This window comes from Thioclava sp. GXIMD2076 (assembly GCF_037949795.1).
In the GTDB taxonomy this organism is placed as follows: domain Bacteria; phylum Pseudomonadota; class Alphaproteobacteria; order Rhodobacterales; family Rhodobacteraceae; genus Thioclava; species Thioclava kandeliae.
On record NZ_CP149934.1, the window covers coordinates 157,773 to 176,367 of the forward strand.

Consider the following 18,595-nt stretch of genomic DNA (forward strand, 5'->3'; position numbering starts at 1 on the left):
CCGCGAGAGGCGGCGCGTCAAGTCAGGCAGCGCGGACGGCGCCGGTTTCGATCAGGGCCTCGATCTCGTCGGGGCTCAGCCCCAGCTCGGCCAGAACCTCGCGGGTCTGGGCGCCGAGCGGTTGCGGGATCAGGCGGGTTTTGGGGGATTGGCCATTATAGCGGGCCGGATGCATCACCATGGTGATCTCCTCGCCCGAGGCATTCGTGGTGGTTTCAAAAGCGCCCAGATGGGAGAGCTGCGGATCGTCCATCAGGTCGGGATAATCCTGCACCGGTGCGTGCCAGACCTTTGCGGCCTCTAGCATTGGCAGCCAATGCGCGGTGGGATGCTGCGCCAGACGCGCACTCACCGCGCGGGTGATCTCCTCGCGCTTTGTGAAGCTCTCCTCATCGCCGAATTGTGCGAGCTCGGGCGCCTCGAGCCCTTTGGCCAGTGCCGAGGGGGCCGCCATCGAGATGGCAAGGAAACCATCGGCGGTTGCGTGGATGCCATAGGGGCCGGGGCTGAACCACGAGGCAATCCCCGAGGGGCCGCGCGGGCTGTCCGATTGCGCGCCATTGAGGAAGGCGGTGAGCGATTCACCCTGCAGGTCGATGGCGGCCTGATAGAGGTTCACCTCGACCAGACGGCCATTGCCGGTTTGTGTGCGGGCATAGAGCGCCGCCAGAATGGACATGGCATAGAGCGAGGCGGCATGTTGATCGACGAGCACGGTGCCCACGGCGGTGGGAGCCCCGTCGGCCTGACCCGTGCGGGCGGCAAGGCCCGAAAGCGCCTGCAACAGCAGATCCTGTCCGGGACGGTCCTTCCACGGGCCGGTGGTGCCGAAGCCCGACGAAACCGCATAGATCAGGCGCGGATTGATCTCGCGCAGGGTCTCGTAGCCGATGCCGAGCTTTTCCATCGTGCCGGGGCGGAAATTCTCCATCACCACATCGGCGGTGGCGGCCAGTTTCTTCACGGCCTCCACACCCGCGGGCGATTTCAGATCGACCACGATCGAGCGTTTGTTCCGCCCTGTCGCCAGATGGTTGACGCTATCGGAGCCCACGAATTTATTGGCCACCGCCCAGTTGCGCTGGAAGGCGCCGCCCGGAGGTTCGATGCAGATCACGTCAGCGCCAAGATCGCCCAGCGTCTGGGCTGCAAGCGGCCCTGCTAGATAGTGATTGAAGCTGAGGACGCGAACGCCTGCCAACAAATCCATACTCTTAATCCTTGATACTCTTGCCCTTTTGTCGGGCCCGATCCACGTCACCGGAGTGCTGAAGGGGGTTGGTGACCATTGGACCACTATCCGGCAGCATCGGGGTTCCGGCAATATCACTATGGATTATTTATTGATGCTCATGGATATCTTAAAATTATTGATGATTCGGAATTTTATGGATAAACTTCGGTCATCTAACCGGTTCCTCCTGAAAGGCTTACATGAACCTCCGTCAGCTCGAGATTCTGCGTGCCGTGGTGCGCACCCGTTCGACCGTCTCCGCCGCCGAGACATTGGGCATGTCGCAACCCGCCGTCAGTAACGCGGTGAAGGCGATGGAAGGAACGTTGGGCTTTGCGCTGTTCGAGCGCTCGCAGAAGCGGATGAACCCCACGCAGGAGGCGCTGATCCTGCTGGGCGAGGCGGAGCCGCTATTCCGCATGGCCGAGGCGATCAACCAGACGGCGGCGCATCTGAAATCGGGCAAGAAAGGGCGGCTGAGGATCGTGGCGACTTCCGAGCTGTCGGAAACACTCCTGCCGCGGGTGCTCGCGCGGTTCTGGGCCGAGCATCGCGGTGTGGAGATCTCGCTCGAGACGCAGCGGCTCGATGTGATCATGGAAGAGGTCGAGCAGGGCGTTGTCGATATCGGGCTGGCGATGGAGCCGCATCCGCGCAGCACGCTCGATTTCGAGCCGCTGGCCGAAATGGAGATGGTCGTGGCGGTGCACGAGGCCAATCCGCTGGCGCGGCGGATCACGGTCAACCCGCGCGATCTGGAGGATCAGGTGATGATCAATGCGCGCACCTCCAGCCGGATCGCCTCGCTGATCGAGGCGGCCTTCCGCAAGGAGGGTGCGCGGCTGGTGCCCGATATGGATGTGCGCTTCATGAATGTGGCGGGGCATATGGTCGAGGAAGGCTTGGGCATTACGATCATGGATGCGCTGACGGCCACATCCTCGCGCTTCCGGCATCTGCGCGCGGTGGCGCTAGAGCCGCGGGTCAACATTACGCTCTCTGCGATCACCCAGCATAACCGATTGAATTACATAATGATCCAGTCATTCCTGCGCCATGCCAAGGCCGAGATCGCCTCGCGCGGGATCAGGGTTCCATAAGCGCGCGGGCAGCGTTTTCCTGCGCCTGCAGCGCCTTGCGGCGAATCTTGCCGAACCCGTCGCGGGGCAGCGCCGCTTCCTGACGCAGCGTTTTCGGAATATCGCCCGGCTCCAGATGCGCGCGCAGGAAGGTGCGCACCTCGTCAAGATCCAGCGCATCGGGGCCCGAGACGAGCGCCATCACCGATTGTCCCCAGTCGCGATCCTCCACCCCGAAACAGACGGCGTCGTTGATCTGCGGATGGCGCAGGAGGGCTGCTTCGACCCGCTCGGGATGGACCTTATGGCCGCCGGTATTGATCACGTCATCGCGCCGTCCGGACAGGTAGAGGTAGCCATCCTTGTCGAGCCATCCGGCATCGCCCACCGAATAGAACCCGTCCTCATCCGCACGCGGTTGCGGCGCATCCTTGCCCAGATAGCGCGAGCGGCCCGAAAGATCATCGGGGCGCATGAAGACCTCGCCCACCTCGTCGGGTCCAAGGAGCGCGCCTTGGGCATCGCGGATACGGATCTGGGTCTCGAAGCCCCGCCCGACAGATCCCACATGCTCCAGCCATTCGGGGCCGGTAATGACGGTCTGTCCGGTATTCTCGCCCGAGCCATACATCTCGTAGACACGCTCGGGGCCAAGAATATCCATCCATGCCTTCTTCAGCCATACAGGGCAGGGGGCCGCCGTGTGGTAGAGCGCATGGAGCGAGGCGAAGCTGGCATTGGCGGTGGGCCAGAGATCGAGCATCCTGACCAGCATGGTGGGCACTGTCAGCAGGAAGCCTACCTTGAACCGGTCGACGGCCGCGATCACCTTTGCCGCGTCGAACCGCTCCATCAGGATGGTGGTGTTGCCCTCGAAGATGCCGTTCTGGGTCCATGTCAGGGGCGCGTTATGCGACATCGCCGCACAGGTCAGCTGCACCTGATCGGTGCGGAACCCGAGCGCCGGCGCCACATCGCCCCAGGTCTTGCCGGGCGCGCGCAGATAGGGCTGGTCATCGGCCATCAGTTTGGGCAGGCCGGTCGAGCCGCCCGACATCAGGATCTTGCCCGGATGCGAGGTGACATTGGGCACGGGATCGGCGCTCTGGGCGGCAGCCCGTGTCTCGAGTGTCGCGCGGTCCAGACAATCGGGATCGGGCGTTTCCTGAATGCACAGCTTGCCCTCGACCCGCGACAGAAGCGCGTCACGCGTCTCGGGGGGCAGGTTCGGGTCGAACCCCATCGTCGTCGCGCCGAGGCGCCAGATCGCCAGCGTCGTGAACAGATGGGCGGGCGAGTTGCGCAGCCCGAAGGCCACCACATCGCGCGGCGTCACGCCCTCTTCCATCAGCACGCGGGCATAGCGGTTGACCTGCGCATCCATCTCGGCCCAGGAGAACCGCGTCTCGCGATCATCGGCCGCGATATAGACCAGTGCCAGCGCCTCGCCCCGTGCGGCGGCAAGTTCTGCAAGGCGTTCACCGAAGCTGCGGAGGCTGTCTGTCGTCATGGCGATGGTCCTGGAAATGCAGGGCCCCGAGCGCGCAGGCACATCAGGGGCCGGATGTATAATCGCGGCTAGATGTACCTGCCATCATGGGCTTGTCAAGGAAGGCCGCCCTCAGGCGACCATATCCATCATCCGGTAGAGCTGGGTGACCGAGACGATTCCCATCCGGCGTAGCGGCAATGCGGGCAGCTTCGGTGCGGGACCGTTGGGAACCTCGATCTGCGCCAGATTTCCTTTTTCGGCCATGACCTTGCCCACGAGGGTGCCATAGGAGCTGGCCATCGCCACGCCGCGGCCGCAATAGCCATAGGCCGTCCAGATGTTGGGGCGGGGCTGGTCGATACGGGGCATGAAGTCGCGCGTCATCCCGACCCGTCCGGCCCAGCGATGGCTGATGCCGATGTTTTTCAGCTCGGGATAGATGCGGTGCAGGGAGGCGATGACATGGGCGAAATCGCCATTCTTGCGCGGCCCGTCCAGCAAGCCGCGGGTGCCGAACAGCATCCGCCGGTCGCTTTCCATGTGCCAGTAATGCAGGATGCGGCGGCTGTCGGAGGCCGACTGGCCGTGACGCATGATCCGTGCCGCGATCTCCTCGGGGATCGGGTCGGTGGCGACCATATGGGTGTGGATGGTGGCCAGCTGCGCGCCGCTTTCACGGTCGAGCCCGTTGCCATAGGCATTGGTGGTGATCAGCACCTGTCCGGCCCGGACCACGCCCTGTGCGGTCCGCACCCTTGTGCCGTCCGGACCATGCTCGAGGCCGGTGACAGGGCTGTTTTCATGGAGGATGACGCCAAGGCCCTGCGCCGCACGGGCAAGGCCGCGCGCATAGGCCAGCGGGTTGAGCGCACCACATTCGTGGTCGATCATCGCCCCCATATAGGTCTCGGTGCCCAGATGCTCCGCCGTCTGGGCGCGGTCGAGCATCGCGAGGCCCTTCGTGCCATCGGCCGTCCAGCTCTCGCAACGTTCCCTAGTGCGCGCAAGCCCCGCCGCATTATGGGCGGGCAGGATCCAGCCGTTCTTGCGCAGATCGCATCTGATATCGAAGCGCGCGACCAGATCGAAGACCTGCTGCACGGTCCCGTCGCCGAATGCTGCCATCGCGCCACCGCGCTCACGTCCATATTGAGCGATCAACCCCGTGCGGCTGGTCTTGAAGCCGCGGATGACAGAGCCGGAATTGCGCCCCGATCCGCCCCAGCCGACATGGCCCGCCTCGAGAAGGCGCACATCGAGCCCGCGCTCGGCCAGCGCGATCGCAGCCGTCAGCCCGCTATAGCCCGCACCGATCACCGCCACATCGCAATTGACCTCGCCCGCGAGAGGGGCCGCGCCCAGTGCGGGTTCCTGCGCGACATCGCCCCAATAGGCTGGAAACTTGACGCTGCAATCCTGCCGGTTTGCGGGCTGCGGGGTGGAAGGGGAAGACATTCGATACCTCGGTGCCGGTCAGGCCTTGGGAGTTGGGGTGATTTCGTGCAACCTCAGCGTGGTTGCATAATGGAAGTCGAGCTCGGCCTTGGCGGTGGCGCCATCGCGGCGGGCGAGTGCTGCAAAGATCCGCTGGTGGTCGGCAAGGGCTGCAGCCGGACCGTTATCGCGTTCGAGCTCGTTCGAACGGATCAGACGGACCCTGTCGAGCACGCGGCGGGTCTCGGCGACGAGCATGCTATTTTGCGAAAGCTCCGCAATCAGCATGTGGAAATCGGCATCGAGTACACTGAATTCGGCGCGCGAACTGCTGGCGAGGGCTCCCGATTGCCGGTCCAGAACATGGGCGATCCGGTCAAGGTCCTCGTCGCGCGCGGATTTCACCAGCCGGTCGACTGCCAGATGTTCGAGCGCCGCCCTGATCCGGTAGGTCACCTCGACCTCGTCATAGCTGTAGTTGCGCACGGCATATTTGCGCCCCACGCGCTCGACCAGCCCTTCGCTCTCGAGCCGTTTGAGCGCATCCCGTGCCGGAACCCGGCTCGCGCCGAACCATGTTGCGACATCCTCCTCGCGCAGGGGATCGCCCATCCGGAACTCATGGCTGATGAGCCGCGCCTTCAGCCCTTCATAGATTTCCGATCCGCGCGTCTGTGGTTGATGTTTTTCGGGCTGGGTCTGGGGAGTCATGAAAACCTCTTTTGGTTTCAGTATACCTAGTTGGAAAAGGCGTTCCATATCCGATTTTCACGAATATGAAAATTTACATAGTATTTGCAATGTTATCCGAATTTTAAGCGTTATATTTGTGCTGTGCCTGTCTTTTGCGCGTGTTGTGCGGGGTTGGTTATGTGCTGTGCTGGTCATTTCGGTATACATTGTTATAACTATAACCCGTGTCCGAGCGGGAGCGAAGCCGCAGGGTTGTCTCCGAATGCCTCGTGATGCCGTGCGGCCAGTCGACGACCCGCGGCGGATGCGCAGGCCTGTTGCTCCTGTCGATACGGGGGCGAACAGATGGGCGCTTGCCGGTAACGTGCTGCAGAACACCGTAGACTCCGGTGCGTGGCGGGCCTGCGCTCCCGCTCACCGGTCTCCAGAGGACCCGTTTTTCGCGCCGCGATTTCCAAGGGCCGCGGTATCGCCTAGACTATGCGCTGGATGATGACAGCGGGCTTCGGCCCGACATGCTGGATGTGGATTGAAGACATGAAGATGATTATCGATACGGACCCGGGCGTTGATGACGCGATGGCGATCCTTTACGCCGCTGCGCACCCCGGGATCGAGTTGCTGGGGCTGACAACGGTCTTTGGCAATGTGACGGTCGAGCAGGCCACCCGCAACGCGCTGCATCTGGTCGAGCGGGCGGGCCTCGAGATACCGGTGGCGCAGGGGGCCTCCAAGCCGTTGGTGAACGGGCCGATCGAGCCCAGTCACCATGTGCACGGGCCGGAAGGGTTTGGCGATATTACCGATATCACCGTGTCGCGCAAAGCGATCTCCGAGAGCGCGCCGGAGTTTCTGGTCAGGATGGCGCGCGAATATCGTGGCGAGCTGGTCCTGTGCCCTGTCGGGCCGATCACCAATATCGCCCATGCGATCGCGCTCGATCCCGGTTTTGCCGGCAATCTGGCGGAGATCGTATTCATGGGCGGGGCGCTCGATGTGCCGGGCAATGTCTCGCCCGTGGCCGAGGCCAATACCTATCACGATCCCCATGCGCTGGATGTCGTGGTGCAGAGCGGCGCGAGGATCCGCATGGTCGGGCTGGATGTGACCAATAAGGTGCTGCTCGATGCCGCTGATTTCGCGGCGCTCGAAGGGATCAACACCACCCACGGGGCCTTCCTGCGCGAGATGAGCCATTTCTATCTGGAGTTCTACAAATCCCGTGGCCAGATCGGATGCGGGCTTCATGATCCGTTGACAGTGATGTCGGCGGTGATGCCGGATCTTCTGGGGCTGACAGTGACACCTCTGGCGGTGACGCTGGAGGGGCCCGAGGCAGGCGCTACGCGGCGTGGGGCAGGGCGTCCTCCGATCGAGGTGGCCACCAGTTGTAATCCCGATCAGGTCAAGGATCTGTTCTTCGCGCCCTTCCGCTAGGACGTGTCGCGCCACCTTCCGGGGTGGCGCGCTTATTCGCTGGCGGCCTTGTCAGGAGGCCGCACGGTTGCGATAGCGGGCCGAATGGATACGGTTGCCGCAGGTCTTGCTGTTGCAATAGAGCCGCTTGCCATTGCGGGTCGTATCCAGAAACAGCCGGTTGCAATCATGGCCTTCGCAGGTGCGCAGCCGTCCCCATTCCCCTATGATGATGAGGCGCGACAGTGCGTAGGTGGTGATCGCCTTGATGTGGTCGATATAGCTCGCATCCTCCAGCGTATAATGGAAATGCGGGGTCGGATCCTCGGGGTGGGTCACGATCTGCGGGATCGCCGAGGCCGAGAAGAACAGTTCGTTGAGCATATCCATGCGCGGTTGCAGCTCTGGGGTGCGGATAATTTCATTGAGCCGCTGGCGCAGATTGCGCATGGCCAGTAGCTCGGCCTGTGAGCCATCGGGCTGATAGAAGATTTGTAGCGCGCGCCCCATTCTCAGCAGCGACTCGCTATCGGGCAGCCCTTCCTGTCCGCCGCGTTCGGGCAACGAATTGACCAGCGCGACGGCCATTTCTGCCGATGGCTGGGTGTCAGTACCAAAAAGCATCTTGCTCATTTTGCGGGCTTCCCTCTCTGGAGCGGGGTGGTATCGCCCCATAAATCAGCAAAAGATATTTAGTCAATGAATAAAACACTTCTGATCAATCCGGCGCAAGCTGGAAAATTTCCTTGTTTTAAAGACCAAAAATCGCACGAGAAATAGATATTGTCGGATTTTCTCCAGTAATTCGTCAGTTTCAAAACTATTGACAGGCCTGTTTATGCTTCTGCTTACTTGTCCTGCATCGTGCTTTATTCGCCTGATGTTACCCATAAAATTATGAAGCGGATGACAATTTACTGATCCAAAAATCAATTTGCACATGGTTGTCATAATCCCGCCCATATCCCAACAGGAGCAAGCAAACAAGATGTCCCACATTTCTTTGCCGATACTCACGCGACACAGTTCCGCAGCTTCGACCCGCGCGGCGCTTGGCGCTGTCATGGTGGTCTGGGCAACGGGTCAGGCGTTCGCCGCCGATACCGACACGATCCATATCGCCTCGAGCGCCCCCCTGACCGGACCGGCCGCGGCCTACGGGATCGAAACGATGAACGGGCTGCATCTGGCCATCGACGAGATCAACAAGGCGGGCGGGATCGGTGGCAAGCAGATCGAGCTGACCGAGCTGGATGACCAATGCGATCCCACACAGGCGGCCACGGCGGCCAATCGTATCATCTCGGACCGCTCCATCGTGGCGGTGGTAGGCAATGTCTGCAGCTCGGCGACGCTGGCACAGATGCCGATCTTCGGACGGGTCAAGCTACCGGTCATTGCCGCGACCGCCAGCTCACCTGCCCTGTCGAAAAAGGGCTTCGCCAATTTCGCGCGCATCATTCCCAATGACGATCTGCAAGGCGCGGGCAGTGTCCAGCTCGGCACCGATGTGCTGGGATACAAGAAGCTCGCCGTGCTCTATCCCAGCGATGATTACGGACAGGTCTTGCTTGATATCGCCAAGGATACGGCGGCCAAAACGGGCGGCGAGATCGTGGCCTCCGAGACCTATGTCTCGGGCTCGACCAATGACTTCTCCTCGCTGCTGGCCAATGTCGCGGCCGCCAAACCCGATGCCCTGTTTCTTGCGGGCTATTATGCCGATATGGGTGCTGCGGTCAGCCAGTCTGTGCGGGCCTTTGGCGGCGAGAAGATCCCGCTTCTGGCCAATGCCCAGACACAGGTGCCCGAATATGTCGATCTGGCAGGCAAGGCCGCAGAGGGCACCTGGGTGACCAATGTCTATGATGTCCACAATCCCAGCCCGCAGAACCAAGCCTTTGTGAGCGCCTATGAAGCGACTTTCGATGCTACGCCCGGTGTTCAGGCGGCGGCCGGTTATGACAATATCTATGTGCTCAAACAGGCGATCGAGGATAATGGTGGCGAGACCTCCGATCTGATGCCGGCAATTCTCGCCTCGAAATATGACGGTGCGATGGGCCCGATCCGTTTCGACGAGACGGGCGACAATACCGGTGGCGCGCTCGTTGTGCTGCAGCTCAAGAACGGGTCGTGGGATTTCGATGAGACCCGCACCGAAGAGCTTCACGCCGACTGACGCCCGATATGCGCGGGTGCCGTCCCGCGCATCTTCTCCAGTTTCCCCAATCGGGCCGCTTCCGGCCAGCGGCTTTGCCATGCGCGATGGACGCGCATCCCAGAGAGGTGTTTTCCGATGCAATTCCTTGCAACCCAGATGCTGAACGGTCTGACCGCCGGTGTCGTCTATGCGATGCTCGCGGTGGGCTATTCGCTGGTCTACGGCATTCTGCAGCAGATCAATTTCGCCCATGGCTATGTCTATATGTTCGGCACCTTCGTGACCGCCTCGCTGATTGCGGGGGGCGCGCCCTTGTGGCTGGCAATCGTGGCTGGGCTCCTGACGGGGGCGGTAATGGCCATTGCCATCGAGCGCTTCGCCTACCGGCCCGTGCGCGGCAACCGCATGGCGCCCACGGTTACGGCCGTGGGGATCGGGCTCATCATCGAGAATGTCGCCCAGTTGATCTGGTCCTCGCGCATCCGCCCGATGCCCTTCCCGATGCAGGATGACATCTTCCATCTCGGTCCCGTGGTGCTGAGCCCGCTGCAGCTGGTCGTCGCAGTGGTCGGGCTGGCCATGGCCGGGCTCTTGTGGTTCCTCACGACCAAAACCGATCTGGGTCGCGCCATGCGCGCGGTGAAGGATGATCTGGCGACCGCCGAGCTGATGGGGGTGCCGGTCGATCGGGTGGTGGTCACCGTCTATGTGGTGGGCGCGATCTTCGGCGTGGTGGGCGGTATTCTCTATGGCGCCTATTACAACACCCTCTCCATCACGATGGGCTTTACCGGCACACTCAATGCCTTCACCGCCACGGTGATCGGCGGCATCGGGAGCGTCTGGGGGGCCTTTGCGGGCGGGCTGTTGCTGGGCGTCGTGCAGGCGATGGTCACGGGCTATGTCAGCTCGGCGCTCCTCAATACTGTCACCTTTTCGCTGCTGATCCTGTTCCTGCTCCTGCGTCCCACGGGGATCGCGGGTGTGCAGATCGCGCAACGTCCCTGAGGAGGCCATCATGAGCAATGTGTCGAATATGGAAAATACGGGAGCAATCGGGCAGGGGAGGAGTCTGCCCTGGCCCAGGGGCCGCATCGCGCTGGTCGCGGGCTGGGTGATCGGGCTTGCCATCGTGCTGGCGATCCCGCTGCTCGGGCTCTCGCCCATCTGGCAGGCGGCCGCGCTTCTGACGGTGATCTATGTGCCCGCAGCGGTGGGCCAGAACCTGATCATCGGCAATGCGGGGCTTCTGGCGATGGGTCAGGCGGCCTTTGTGGGCGTGGGCGCCTACGCTTCCTCGGTGCTGGCGGTGCGTTATAACCTTGATGCCTCGATCACCATTCTGGCGGCGATCGTCATTTCGGGCGGGGTCGGTGCGCTGGTGGGCTTTCCGGCGCTACGGATCAGCGGTGACTATCTCTTCATTGTCTCGCTGGGTTTCAACCTGATCGTCATCGACGTGATCTTGCAATGGGGCAGCGTCACGGGCGGGGCCACGGGGCTGACCGGCGTGCCGACCATGCGCCTCTTCGGCTATGATCTGGGGATCGGCCCGGCCTTCTATTTCGGGACGGTGGGGATCGTGCTTCTGAGCCTGCTGGCCACGCAGCGGATCGTCTCGAGCCGTTTCGGCCTGACGATGGAGGCGATCCGCGATGACGAGCTGGCCGCCGCCTCGGTGGGCATCAACACTGCTGCGCCCAAGATCTGTTTCTTCGCCATAGGCTCGGCACTTGCGGGGCTCTCGGGGGCGCTTCTGGGCTATAATCTGGGCTATGTCGGCTTCAAGAGCTTTGACGTTTCGGCAAGTCTGCTGATCTTCCAGATGGCGGTGATCGGCGGGCTCGGGCGCATCAGCGGCTCGATCCTGGGGGTGTGCATCATCATCCTTGTGCCCGAAGTGCTGCGTCCCTTGCAGGAATATCGCCAGCTTCTGGCGGGGCTCTTCATCGTGATCCTCATGGCCACCCGCCCCGAAGGGTTGCTGGGCAAGACCAAGATCACCAACCTGATCAAGAAATGAGGCAGTGATGTTTGACACTACTCCCACAGACACTCCTGCGCTGAGCGTCTCCGGCCTCTCGCTGTCCTATGGCGGGGTGAAGGCGCTCGAGGATGTGAGCGTGACGGTGCCCGAAGGCCGCATCATCGGGTTGATCGGACCGAACGGCTCGGGGAAATCGTCTTTTATCAACGTGATTTCAGGGGCCTATCAGGGCGCCTATGAGGGTGAGGTGCGGATCGGCGGGCGCGAGATGCGCGGCATCCCCGCCAATCGCCGCGCCAAGGCGGGGCTGGGGCGCATCTTTCAGGGGATCCGGCTCTTCGATACACTGACGATCGAGCAGAATATCCTGCTGGGCGGCCATATCCATTACGGTTCGGGCTTTGCCGGCAGCATCCTGCGCACCCCGCAGGCACGGCGCGAACTGGCCCGCCAGCGCGAGCGCGCCTACGAGATCATGGCGCTTTTCGGGGACCGGCTCTTGCCACGCGCGGGCCAGCAGGTTCTGTCACTCTCCTACGCCAATCGCCGGCGGGTCGAGATCGCGCGCGCGCTGATGTCGGCGCCCGAACTTCTCCTGCTCGATGAGCCGATGGCGGGGATGAATCCGCATGAGACCGAGGAGCTGACCGACCAGCTGCGTGCGCTCAATGACACCCGAAAAATCTCGATGCTCCTCGTCGAGCACAAGATGCAGGTGATCAGCGAGCTCTGCGACAGCACCTATGTGCTCAGCAGCGGCAAGATCATCACCCATGGGCCGGTGGCCCGGATCCAAGCAGATGAACGCGTGGTGGAGGCATTCCTTGGCTAATTTCCAGACTGCAGAGGCCGTCTCGGACGTGCCGCTACTCGAGCTTGACAATGTCAGCGTGAATTATGGCCGCTTCCGCGCGCTGAGCAATGTCGGCTACCGCATCTATCCCGGTCAGATCGTGGCGCTTCTGGGGGGCAATGCCTCCGGAAAATCCACCTCCATGAAAACTATCTCGGGCACCACCGATGTGACCGAGGGGCGCATCCTGTGGAAGGGCGAGGCGGTGACCGCCGACAAGACCCCAAAACGTATGTCACGCGGGATCGGCGTTGTGCCCGAGGGCCGGCGGATGTTCGCCTCGCTCACCGTGCTGGAAAACCTCCAGTTGGGTGCATGGGCGGGCGCAAAACGCGGCGCCTCGACCCGCGATATCGAGAAGGTGGTCGAGCTGTTTCCGCCGCTTGCCAAGCTCCTGCACCGCCCATCGGGAGTGCTCTCGGGCGGCGAGCAGCAGATGGTGGCCTTCGGGCGCGCGCTGATCCGCAACCCCGAGCTGGTGATCATGGACGAGCCCTCCATGGGGCTGGCGCCCGCGCTGGTCAAACGTGTCTTCGAGATTATCGAGGAGATCCGTGCCCGCGGGGTAGCGGTCTTTATCGTCGAACAGAATGCCCGCGCGGCGCTGAAGGTCGCCGATTACGCCTATGTGCTGGCCGCAGGAAATGTCGTGCTGGAAGGCGCCCCTTCGGTCGTGGCGGATGCCCCGATGATGACCGAAGCCTATCTTGGAAAACGGAGTTAAGCCTATGGGTAAGAAGTGGACTATCGTCACAGGCGCGGGCAGTGGCATGGGGCAGGCCTTTGCGCGGCGCTTTATCGCGGCGGGTTGGGGGGTTCTGGCGATGGACCTCTCATCAGAGGGTCTGGCCGCGCTCTCCCCGCAGGACGGTCTGATCACCGCCGTCGTCGATGTGGCCGATCGTGCCGCAGTGGCGCGGGCGATCAAGGAGGCAGGCATCGGGCCCGATCTGCATGCCGCCGTGACCGCCGCCGGGATCTTCCCGCCCACCACGCTGGCGGATTACACCGAAGAGAAATTCACAAAGATCATGAGTGTCAATGTATTGGGGACATTGAACGTGGCGGCCGAAGCGATTTCGGTAATGCAGTCCCATGGCACGAAAGGGGCGATCGTCACCATCAGTTCGGCGGATGCGTTTACCGCCTCGACCGGGCAGCTGGTCTATAGCGCCTCCAAGGCCGCGGTAGTGTCGCTGACGCGGGTTCTGGCGGCAACTGTGGCGGCCTCGGATATCACCGTCAACGGGATCGCGCCGGGTTGGGTCAATACCCCCGGCAATGCCGCGACCGGTCGGATGGTGGGGGCGGAGAAACATATCCCGCTCGGGCGCGTGGCCCAGCCCGACGAGATCGGCCAATGGGTCTGGACTCTGGCCAGCCGCGAGGGCGCTCCCTTCGTCACGGGCGAAACGATCAAGGTCACCGGCGGCGAGCTGATGAGCTGAGCCTTGGTGCAACATTTTACGGATTGGAGAAGATGATGGACAAGAAACCGCAACGTATCTGTGTGATCGGCTCTGGCGTGACCGGTCTCGTGGCGATCCGCGAGCTGCTGGCCGAGGGCTACGAGGTGCAGGCGTTCGAGAAATCGGGTGATGTGATCGGGGTCTGGGCGAATGTCTACGACTCTGTGCAGTTGCTGACCTCGCGCAAGGCCACCGCCTTCAAGGGCTATCCGATGCCCGAGGACACGGCGCAATTCCCTACAGGCCAGCAATATCGCGACTATATCCGCTCGGTCGCCAAGAAGGCCGGCCTGCTGCCGCATATCCGCTTCAATTGCGAGGTCGTCTCGGCCGAGCCGGTCGAGAAGGGCGCTAAAGGCTGGCAGATCACGCTGGGCGATGGCACACGCCAGCATTTCGATGCGGTGGTGGCGGCGCATGGCCATCTGTGGTCGCCGCGCATCCCGCAGGTGGAGGGCCGCTTTACCGGCAAGATGATGCATACCTCGCAGTATCGCAGCCCGCAGGATATGGAGGGCGAGAGCGTGCTGGTGGTGGGCTCGGGCAATTCGGCCTGTGATATGGTCACCGATGCCATCGCCTCGGGGCGGCAGGCCTATATGTCGCTCAACCGGCCCACATGGTTCGTGCCGCAATCCTTCTTCGGCACGCCGCGCGCCGATCTGACATTCCCCGCGCATTTCCCCGGTGCCTCGGGCGACGAGATGAACCATCTGATGGTGAAAATGTCGGTGGGCGAGCCGCAATCCTATGGCTTCCCGCAGCCCGCCGACGAGGACTGGAGCGCGCGGCCCCCGACCTTCTCCACGCTGGTTCCCTATTGGGCGCAGCGCGGGCGGGTGAAGCCTGTGCCCAAGATCGCGCGGTTCGAGGGCAGGCAGGTGACCTTCGTCGATGGTAGCACGCTGCAGGTCGACACGCTGATCTGGGCGACCGGCTATCTGGCCCCCGTGCCCTTCCTGCCCGAAGGGCTTCTGGACTATATCGGCGATTTCCCGGCCCGTAAGGTGGGCGGGCTTCTGGCGGCCAATCTGGACAATCTCTATTTCTCCGGCATGTGCAGCCCGCGCGGCGGTGCGCCCAACAATTACGGGCGCGGAGCCGAGACGTTGGCCAAGCTCGTGACCGCACGGTTCCGGCTCGGGGCCTCGCTCTGCGAGACGGTCTTTGCCGATGAGGCGCCGACGGGGCGGATGGACTGGATGCTGGCGCATTGGGTGGCGGAACTCGAGGCCGCCGAGGCCCGCCTTGTGCAGGCCTGCGCCGCGGCCCCCGCCCCTGTCGAAGAGGCGCTTGTCGACTGAGGGGGGACAAGCGGGCCAATGGACTCCAAAATATGTCCTCTGGTATATATTTCTATTTTATACGCTAGAGGACATATTGAAATTTTATATCTTTTGGGGCATATTCTCGACTAAAGGAGAGCCTGATGCCCCATCCCGGTCCCTTATTGGCCCGCACGCCCGCCGATATCGGTCATGCGATCCGCGCTGCCCGCAAGGCGCGCGGCCTGACACAAACCCAGCTCGCAACTCTGAGCAATGTCGGACAGGCCACGATCTCCAAGCTGGAAAGCGGGGCGGTGGTGCCGACGCTGGAGACGGTTTTCGATATTCTGGCGGTGCTGGATCTGGAGCTGCATGTCACCCCCCGTAGCCGCTCGGGCGATCTCGAGGACCTGTTCTGATGGGGCGCAAACGCCATTTCGTGCCGCTCGATGTCTATCTCAACGGGCGTCAGGTGGGCCAGCTTGCCCGCGCCGCAAGCGGAGCGGTGTATTTTGCTTATGGCCATGACTGGCTCGATTGGGAGCATAGCTTTCCGGTCTCGCTCTCGCTGCCGCTCCGCGAGGGCCGCTATAGTGGTGCGGTGGTGCTGGCGGTGTTCGACAACCTGCTGCCCGATTACGAGCCGATCCGTCGCCGTGTGGCCGAGCGGGTGGGGGCGCAGGGCGCCGATACCTACGGGCTTTTGTCGGCCATCGGGCGCGATTGCGTAGGGGCGTTGCAGTTTCTGCCCGAGGGCGAGGCGCCGCAGGCGCTCGACCGGCTCAGCGGCACCGTGCTGGACGAGGCGCAGATCGCCGCCCGTCTGCGCGATCTGGATCTCGCCCCACTGGGGCTGCGCGCTGAAAGCGGCTTCCGCATCTCGATTGCGGGTGCGCAGGAAAAGACGGCGCTCCTGTACCAGAACGGGCAATGGATCGAGCCCGATGGCACCACGCCCACGACCCATATCCTCAAGCCCCAGATCGGACGCCTGCCCAACGGAATGGACCTGTCGGACAGCGTCGAGAACGAGCATCTGTGCCTGACCCTTCTGGAGGCTTTCGGGCTGTCGGTGGCCCAGACGCGGATCGCGCGGTTCGAGGACCAGAAGGTGCTGGTGGTCGAGCGTTTCGACAGGCGTTGGGCGCGGGACGGGCGGCTGTTGCGGCTGCCGCAGGAGGATATGTGCCAGGCGCTGTCCATCCCGCCCTCGCGCAAATACCAGAACGAGGGCGGGCCGGGCATCGCCGAGATCATGGCGCTTTTGCGCGGCAGCGACCAGCCGCTACAGGACCGGCTGGATTTCTTCAGGGCCAATGTGCTCTTCTGGCTGATGGGCGCGACCGATGGGCATGCCAAGAATTTCAGCCTCGCGCTGGCACCGGGCGGGCGCTTCCGGATGACCCCGCTCTATGATGTGCTGAGCGTGCAGCCGGGTGTGGACAGCCGCCAGATCGAGCGCAAGGAGTTCCGGCTGGCCATGCGCTGGGGCGGGTCCAACAATTATCGCGTCCAGGATATTGTCGGACGCCATATCATCGAGACGGGACTGGCCTCGGGCCTCTCGCGCGAGATGATCGCAAGCCTGTGCGAAGAGCTGCGGGACAGGGCCGAAGGCGCCATCGCACGCAGCTACGACGCGCTGCCCGAGGAGGTGCCAGAACGCATTCTCGACAGTATCGCTTCGGCGATGACCGCGCGGCTGAAGGGGCTGGTCTGAATGGCTGCCCTGTCGCCGCTGCGGCGGAGCGGGCCTAGGACGTGGCGTGGCGCTCCACATCGAAGCCTGCGGCCTGCCATTCGGCAAAGCCTTCCTCGAGACGGCGAATGTTGTACCCCATCGCCCTGAGCTTTGCCACCAGCCGGAATGACGACACGCAATAGGTGCCGCGGCAATAGGCGACGATTTCCTGATCGCGGGGCAGCTTTGCCAGTATTGCCTCGATTGTCTCGTCGGGCACGCTCAGCGCGCCGGGCAGATGACCGAGGGCGTATTCGTCTTCCGGACGGGCATCGAGCACCGTCACCGCCCCGTCCTGCAGCCGCATCTGCAATTCATCGCGCGAGACGGGTTCCAGCGCATCCAGATTGCGGAAGTAATCCGACAAAACTTCGCGCAGGGTCGCGCTGCTTTGCTCGGCCAGCACCGAGAGCGATTGCAGCACGCTCAGGATCTGGTCGCTGGCCAGGCGGTAATGCACATGCTTGCCCTTGCGCTGCCCAACGACCAGAGCGTTACGCTTGAGCGATTGCAGATGCTGGGAGGTATTGGCGATAGACAGGCCCGTCAGTTCGGCCAGCCTTTCCACGCTGCGCTCTCCTTGCGAGACCAGTTGCAACAGCACCAGCCGGTGCGGATTGCCCAAGGCACGGGAAATCTCCGCCATGCGGTGGAACACCATATTCCGCGGATGGACCTTCGTCATGACGATCTCCTACTCTCCGAGCCAAACACGGGAGCATTTTCTTAATTTGTCCGGTCGAGGTCAAGTCGAGCCCCGATTACATTGACCATGCTTCATTCAATACTTTACTTGAATGGGAGAACGGCACAGCGCGCGAGGCCACGCAAGGGTGGTTCGGGCAGCTTAGGCCCGCATTTAAAAGGTTACGACCGGAGGCATCATGGAAGATCAAACTATCGCATTCATCGGTCTGGGGAATATGGGCGGCGCGATGTCATCCAATCTGGTGAAGGCCGGCTACAAGGTAACGGGCTACGATCCCGCACAAGGCGCGCGGGCACAGGCCGAAGCGAATGGCGTGGCTCTGGCTGACAGCGCAGTCGAGGCGGTGGCTGGTGCCGACATCATCCTGACCATGTTGCCCGATGCCTCTTTCGTGCGCGACGTCTGGGCCGAGATCCTGCCCCATGCCAAGAAGGGTGCGCTGATCGCCGATAGCTCGACTATCGACGTGATGAGCGCACGCGAGATCCACCAGATGGCGGCTCAGGCGGGTCTGCAAAGCGTCGATGCGCCGGTCTCGGGCGGTGTTGCCGGTGCACAGGCGGCCAAGCTGACCTTCATGCTGGGCGGCTCCGAGGAGGCGCTCGCGCGGATCGAGCCGGTGCTGGCCGTTATGGGCCAGAAATCGGTGCGCTGCGGCGAGGCGGGCTCGGGGCAGGCGGCCAAGATCTGCAACAACATGATCTTGGGTGTGAATATCGTCGCCGTCTCCGAAGCCTTCGCGCTGGCCGAGAAGCTGGGTCTTTCGGCACAGGCGATGTTCGATGTGGCTTCGGGATCGACGGGCCAGTGCTGGGCGCTGACGAGCTATTGCCCCGTGCCGGGCATCGTGCCGACCGCGCCGTCGAACAACGATTACAAACCTGGGGCTGCGGCGACCATGTTGCTCAAGGATCTGCGTCTGGCCCAGGAGGCGGCAGGGTCGGTCTCGGCCAACACCCCGCTGGGGACGCATGTGACCGAAATCTACGAGAAATTCGTCGAAGCCGGATTTGGTGGCGAGGATTTCTCGGCCATCATCAAATCCCTGCGCTAAGC

General features: G+C 62.8%; 18 protein-coding genes. 12 read left to right on the forward strand and 6 right to left on the reverse strand.

Annotated features, from left to right (window positions below; genetic code table 11):
• Positions 1-22: 22 nt before the first annotated feature.
• Positions 23-1,210, reverse strand: a complete 1,188-nt coding sequence (locus WDB91_RS17785; RefSeq protein ID WP_339115486.1) for a CaiB/BaiF CoA-transferase family protein — start codon at positions 1,208-1,210, stop codon at positions 23-25.
• A 224-nt stretch (positions 1,211-1,434) separates the two neighbouring features.
• Between WDB91_RS17785 and WDB91_RS17790 the strand changes: the two genes are divergently transcribed.
• The gene (locus WDB91_RS17790) at positions 1,435-2,334 is read left to right on the forward strand and encodes a LysR substrate-binding domain-containing protein (RefSeq protein WP_339115487.1); all 900 of its coding nucleotides are present in this window, start codon (positions 1,435-1,437) and stop codon (positions 2,332-2,334) included.
• On the opposite strand, the gene WDB91_RS17795 is transcribed toward WDB91_RS17790, so the two are convergent.
• From WDB91_RS17795 to WDB91_RS17805, 3 genes are all read right to left on the reverse strand, one after another.
• Positions 2,321-3,823 (reverse strand): AMP-binding protein, encoded by a 1,503-nt coding sequence (locus tag WDB91_RS17795; protein WP_339115488.1) that lies wholly within the window; start codon positions 3,821-3,823, stop codon positions 2,321-2,323. The genes WDB91_RS17790 and WDB91_RS17795 overlap by 14 nt on opposite strands.
• Positions 3,824-3,934: 111 nt before the next feature.
• Entirely contained in the window at positions 3,935-5,260 is a 1,326-nt protein-coding gene (locus WDB91_RS17800) for an FAD-binding oxidoreductase (protein ID WP_339115489.1), read from the reverse strand.
• 18 nt (positions 5,261-5,278) lie between these two features.
• Positions 5,279-5,950 carry a GntR family transcriptional regulator gene (locus WDB91_RS17805; protein ID WP_339115490.1) on the reverse strand — a complete coding sequence of 224 codons (672 nt, stop codon included), beginning with the start codon at positions 5,948-5,950 and terminating at the stop codon, positions 5,279-5,281.
• Positions 5,951-6,475: 525 nt separating this feature from the next.
• Between WDB91_RS17805 and WDB91_RS17810 the strand changes: the two genes are divergently transcribed.
• Complete coding sequence (locus WDB91_RS17810) at positions 6,476-7,369, forward strand: nucleoside hydrolase (RefSeq protein WP_339115491.1); 894 nt, start codon at positions 6,476-6,478, stop codon at positions 7,367-7,369.
• Between the two features lie 51 nt (positions 7,370-7,420).
• Here the strand turns inward: WDB91_RS17810 and WDB91_RS17815 are convergent, their stop codons facing one another.
• On the reverse strand, positions 7,421-7,981 hold the full coding sequence (locus WDB91_RS17815; protein WP_339115492.1) for a CGNR zinc finger domain-containing protein: 561 nt from the start codon (positions 7,979-7,981) through the stop codon (positions 7,421-7,423).
• Between the two features lie 355 nt (positions 7,982-8,336).
• On the opposite strand from WDB91_RS17815, the gene WDB91_RS17820 reads away from it, so the two are divergent.
• The 9 genes from WDB91_RS17820 (at position 8,337) to WDB91_RS17860 (ending at position 16,809) form a co-directional block, all read left to right on the forward strand.
• Positions 8,337-9,530: an ABC transporter substrate-binding protein gene (locus tag WDB91_RS17820; protein WP_339115493.1), complete on the forward strand. Its 1,194-nt coding sequence runs from the start codon at positions 8,337-8,339 to the stop codon at positions 9,528-9,530.
• A 117-nt stretch (positions 9,531-9,647) separates the two neighbouring features.
• Entirely contained in the window at positions 9,648-10,520 is an 873-nt protein-coding gene (locus WDB91_RS17825; RefSeq protein WP_339115494.1) for a branched-chain amino acid ABC transporter permease, read from the forward strand.
• A gap of 10 nt (positions 10,521-10,530) precedes the next feature.
• Positions 10,531-11,535 (forward strand): branched-chain amino acid ABC transporter permease, encoded by a 1,005-nt coding sequence (locus tag WDB91_RS17830; protein WP_339115495.1) that lies wholly within the window; start codon positions 10,531-10,533, stop codon positions 11,533-11,535.
• A 7-nt stretch (positions 11,536-11,542) separates the two neighbouring features.
• Positions 11,543-12,331 carry an ABC transporter ATP-binding protein gene (locus WDB91_RS17835; RefSeq protein WP_339115496.1) on the forward strand — a complete coding sequence of 263 codons (789 nt, stop codon included), beginning with the start codon at positions 11,543-11,545 and terminating at the stop codon, positions 12,329-12,331.
• Positions 12,324-13,076, forward strand: a complete 753-nt coding sequence (locus tag WDB91_RS17840) for an ABC transporter ATP-binding protein (RefSeq protein WP_339115497.1) — start codon at positions 12,324-12,326, stop codon at positions 13,074-13,076. The genes WDB91_RS17835 and WDB91_RS17840 overlap by 8 nt, the downstream gene beginning before the upstream one ends.
• A gap of 4 nt (positions 13,077-13,080) precedes the next feature.
• Complete coding sequence (locus WDB91_RS17845) at positions 13,081-13,800, forward strand: SDR family oxidoreductase (RefSeq protein WP_339115498.1); 720 nt, start codon at positions 13,081-13,083, stop codon at positions 13,798-13,800.
• Positions 13,801-13,832: 32 nt separating this feature from the next.
• Positions 13,833-15,125 carry an NAD(P)/FAD-dependent oxidoreductase gene (locus WDB91_RS17850; protein WP_339115499.1) on the forward strand — a complete coding sequence of 431 codons (1,293 nt, stop codon included), beginning with the start codon at positions 13,833-13,835 and terminating at the stop codon, positions 15,123-15,125.
• Positions 15,126-15,250: 125 nt separating this feature from the next.
• Positions 15,251-15,508: a helix-turn-helix transcriptional regulator gene (locus tag WDB91_RS17855; protein WP_339115500.1), complete on the forward strand. Its 258-nt coding sequence runs from the start codon at positions 15,251-15,253 to the stop codon at positions 15,506-15,508.
• A complete protein-coding gene (locus tag WDB91_RS17860; protein WP_339115501.1) occupies positions 15,508-16,809 on the forward strand; it encodes a type II toxin-antitoxin system HipA family toxin in 1,302 nt (433 codons plus the stop codon). Before WDB91_RS17855 ends, WDB91_RS17860 begins: the two co-directional genes overlap by 1 nt.
• Positions 16,810-16,843: 34 nt before the next feature.
• Here the strand turns inward: WDB91_RS17860 and WDB91_RS17865 are convergent, their stop codons facing one another.
• Complete coding sequence (locus tag WDB91_RS17865) at positions 16,844-17,515, reverse strand: metalloregulator ArsR/SmtB family transcription factor (protein ID WP_339115502.1); 672 nt, start codon at positions 17,513-17,515, stop codon at positions 16,844-16,846.
• 199 nt (positions 17,516-17,714) lie between these two features.
• Here WDB91_RS17865 and mmsB point away from each other — a divergent pair, with 199 nt between their 5' ends.
• The gene (gene mmsB / locus WDB91_RS17870) at positions 17,715-18,593 is read left to right on the forward strand and encodes a 3-hydroxyisobutyrate dehydrogenase (RefSeq protein ID WP_339115503.1); all 879 of its coding nucleotides are present in this window, start codon (positions 17,715-17,717) and stop codon (positions 18,591-18,593) included.
• Positions 18,594-18,595 lie beyond the last annotated feature (2 nt).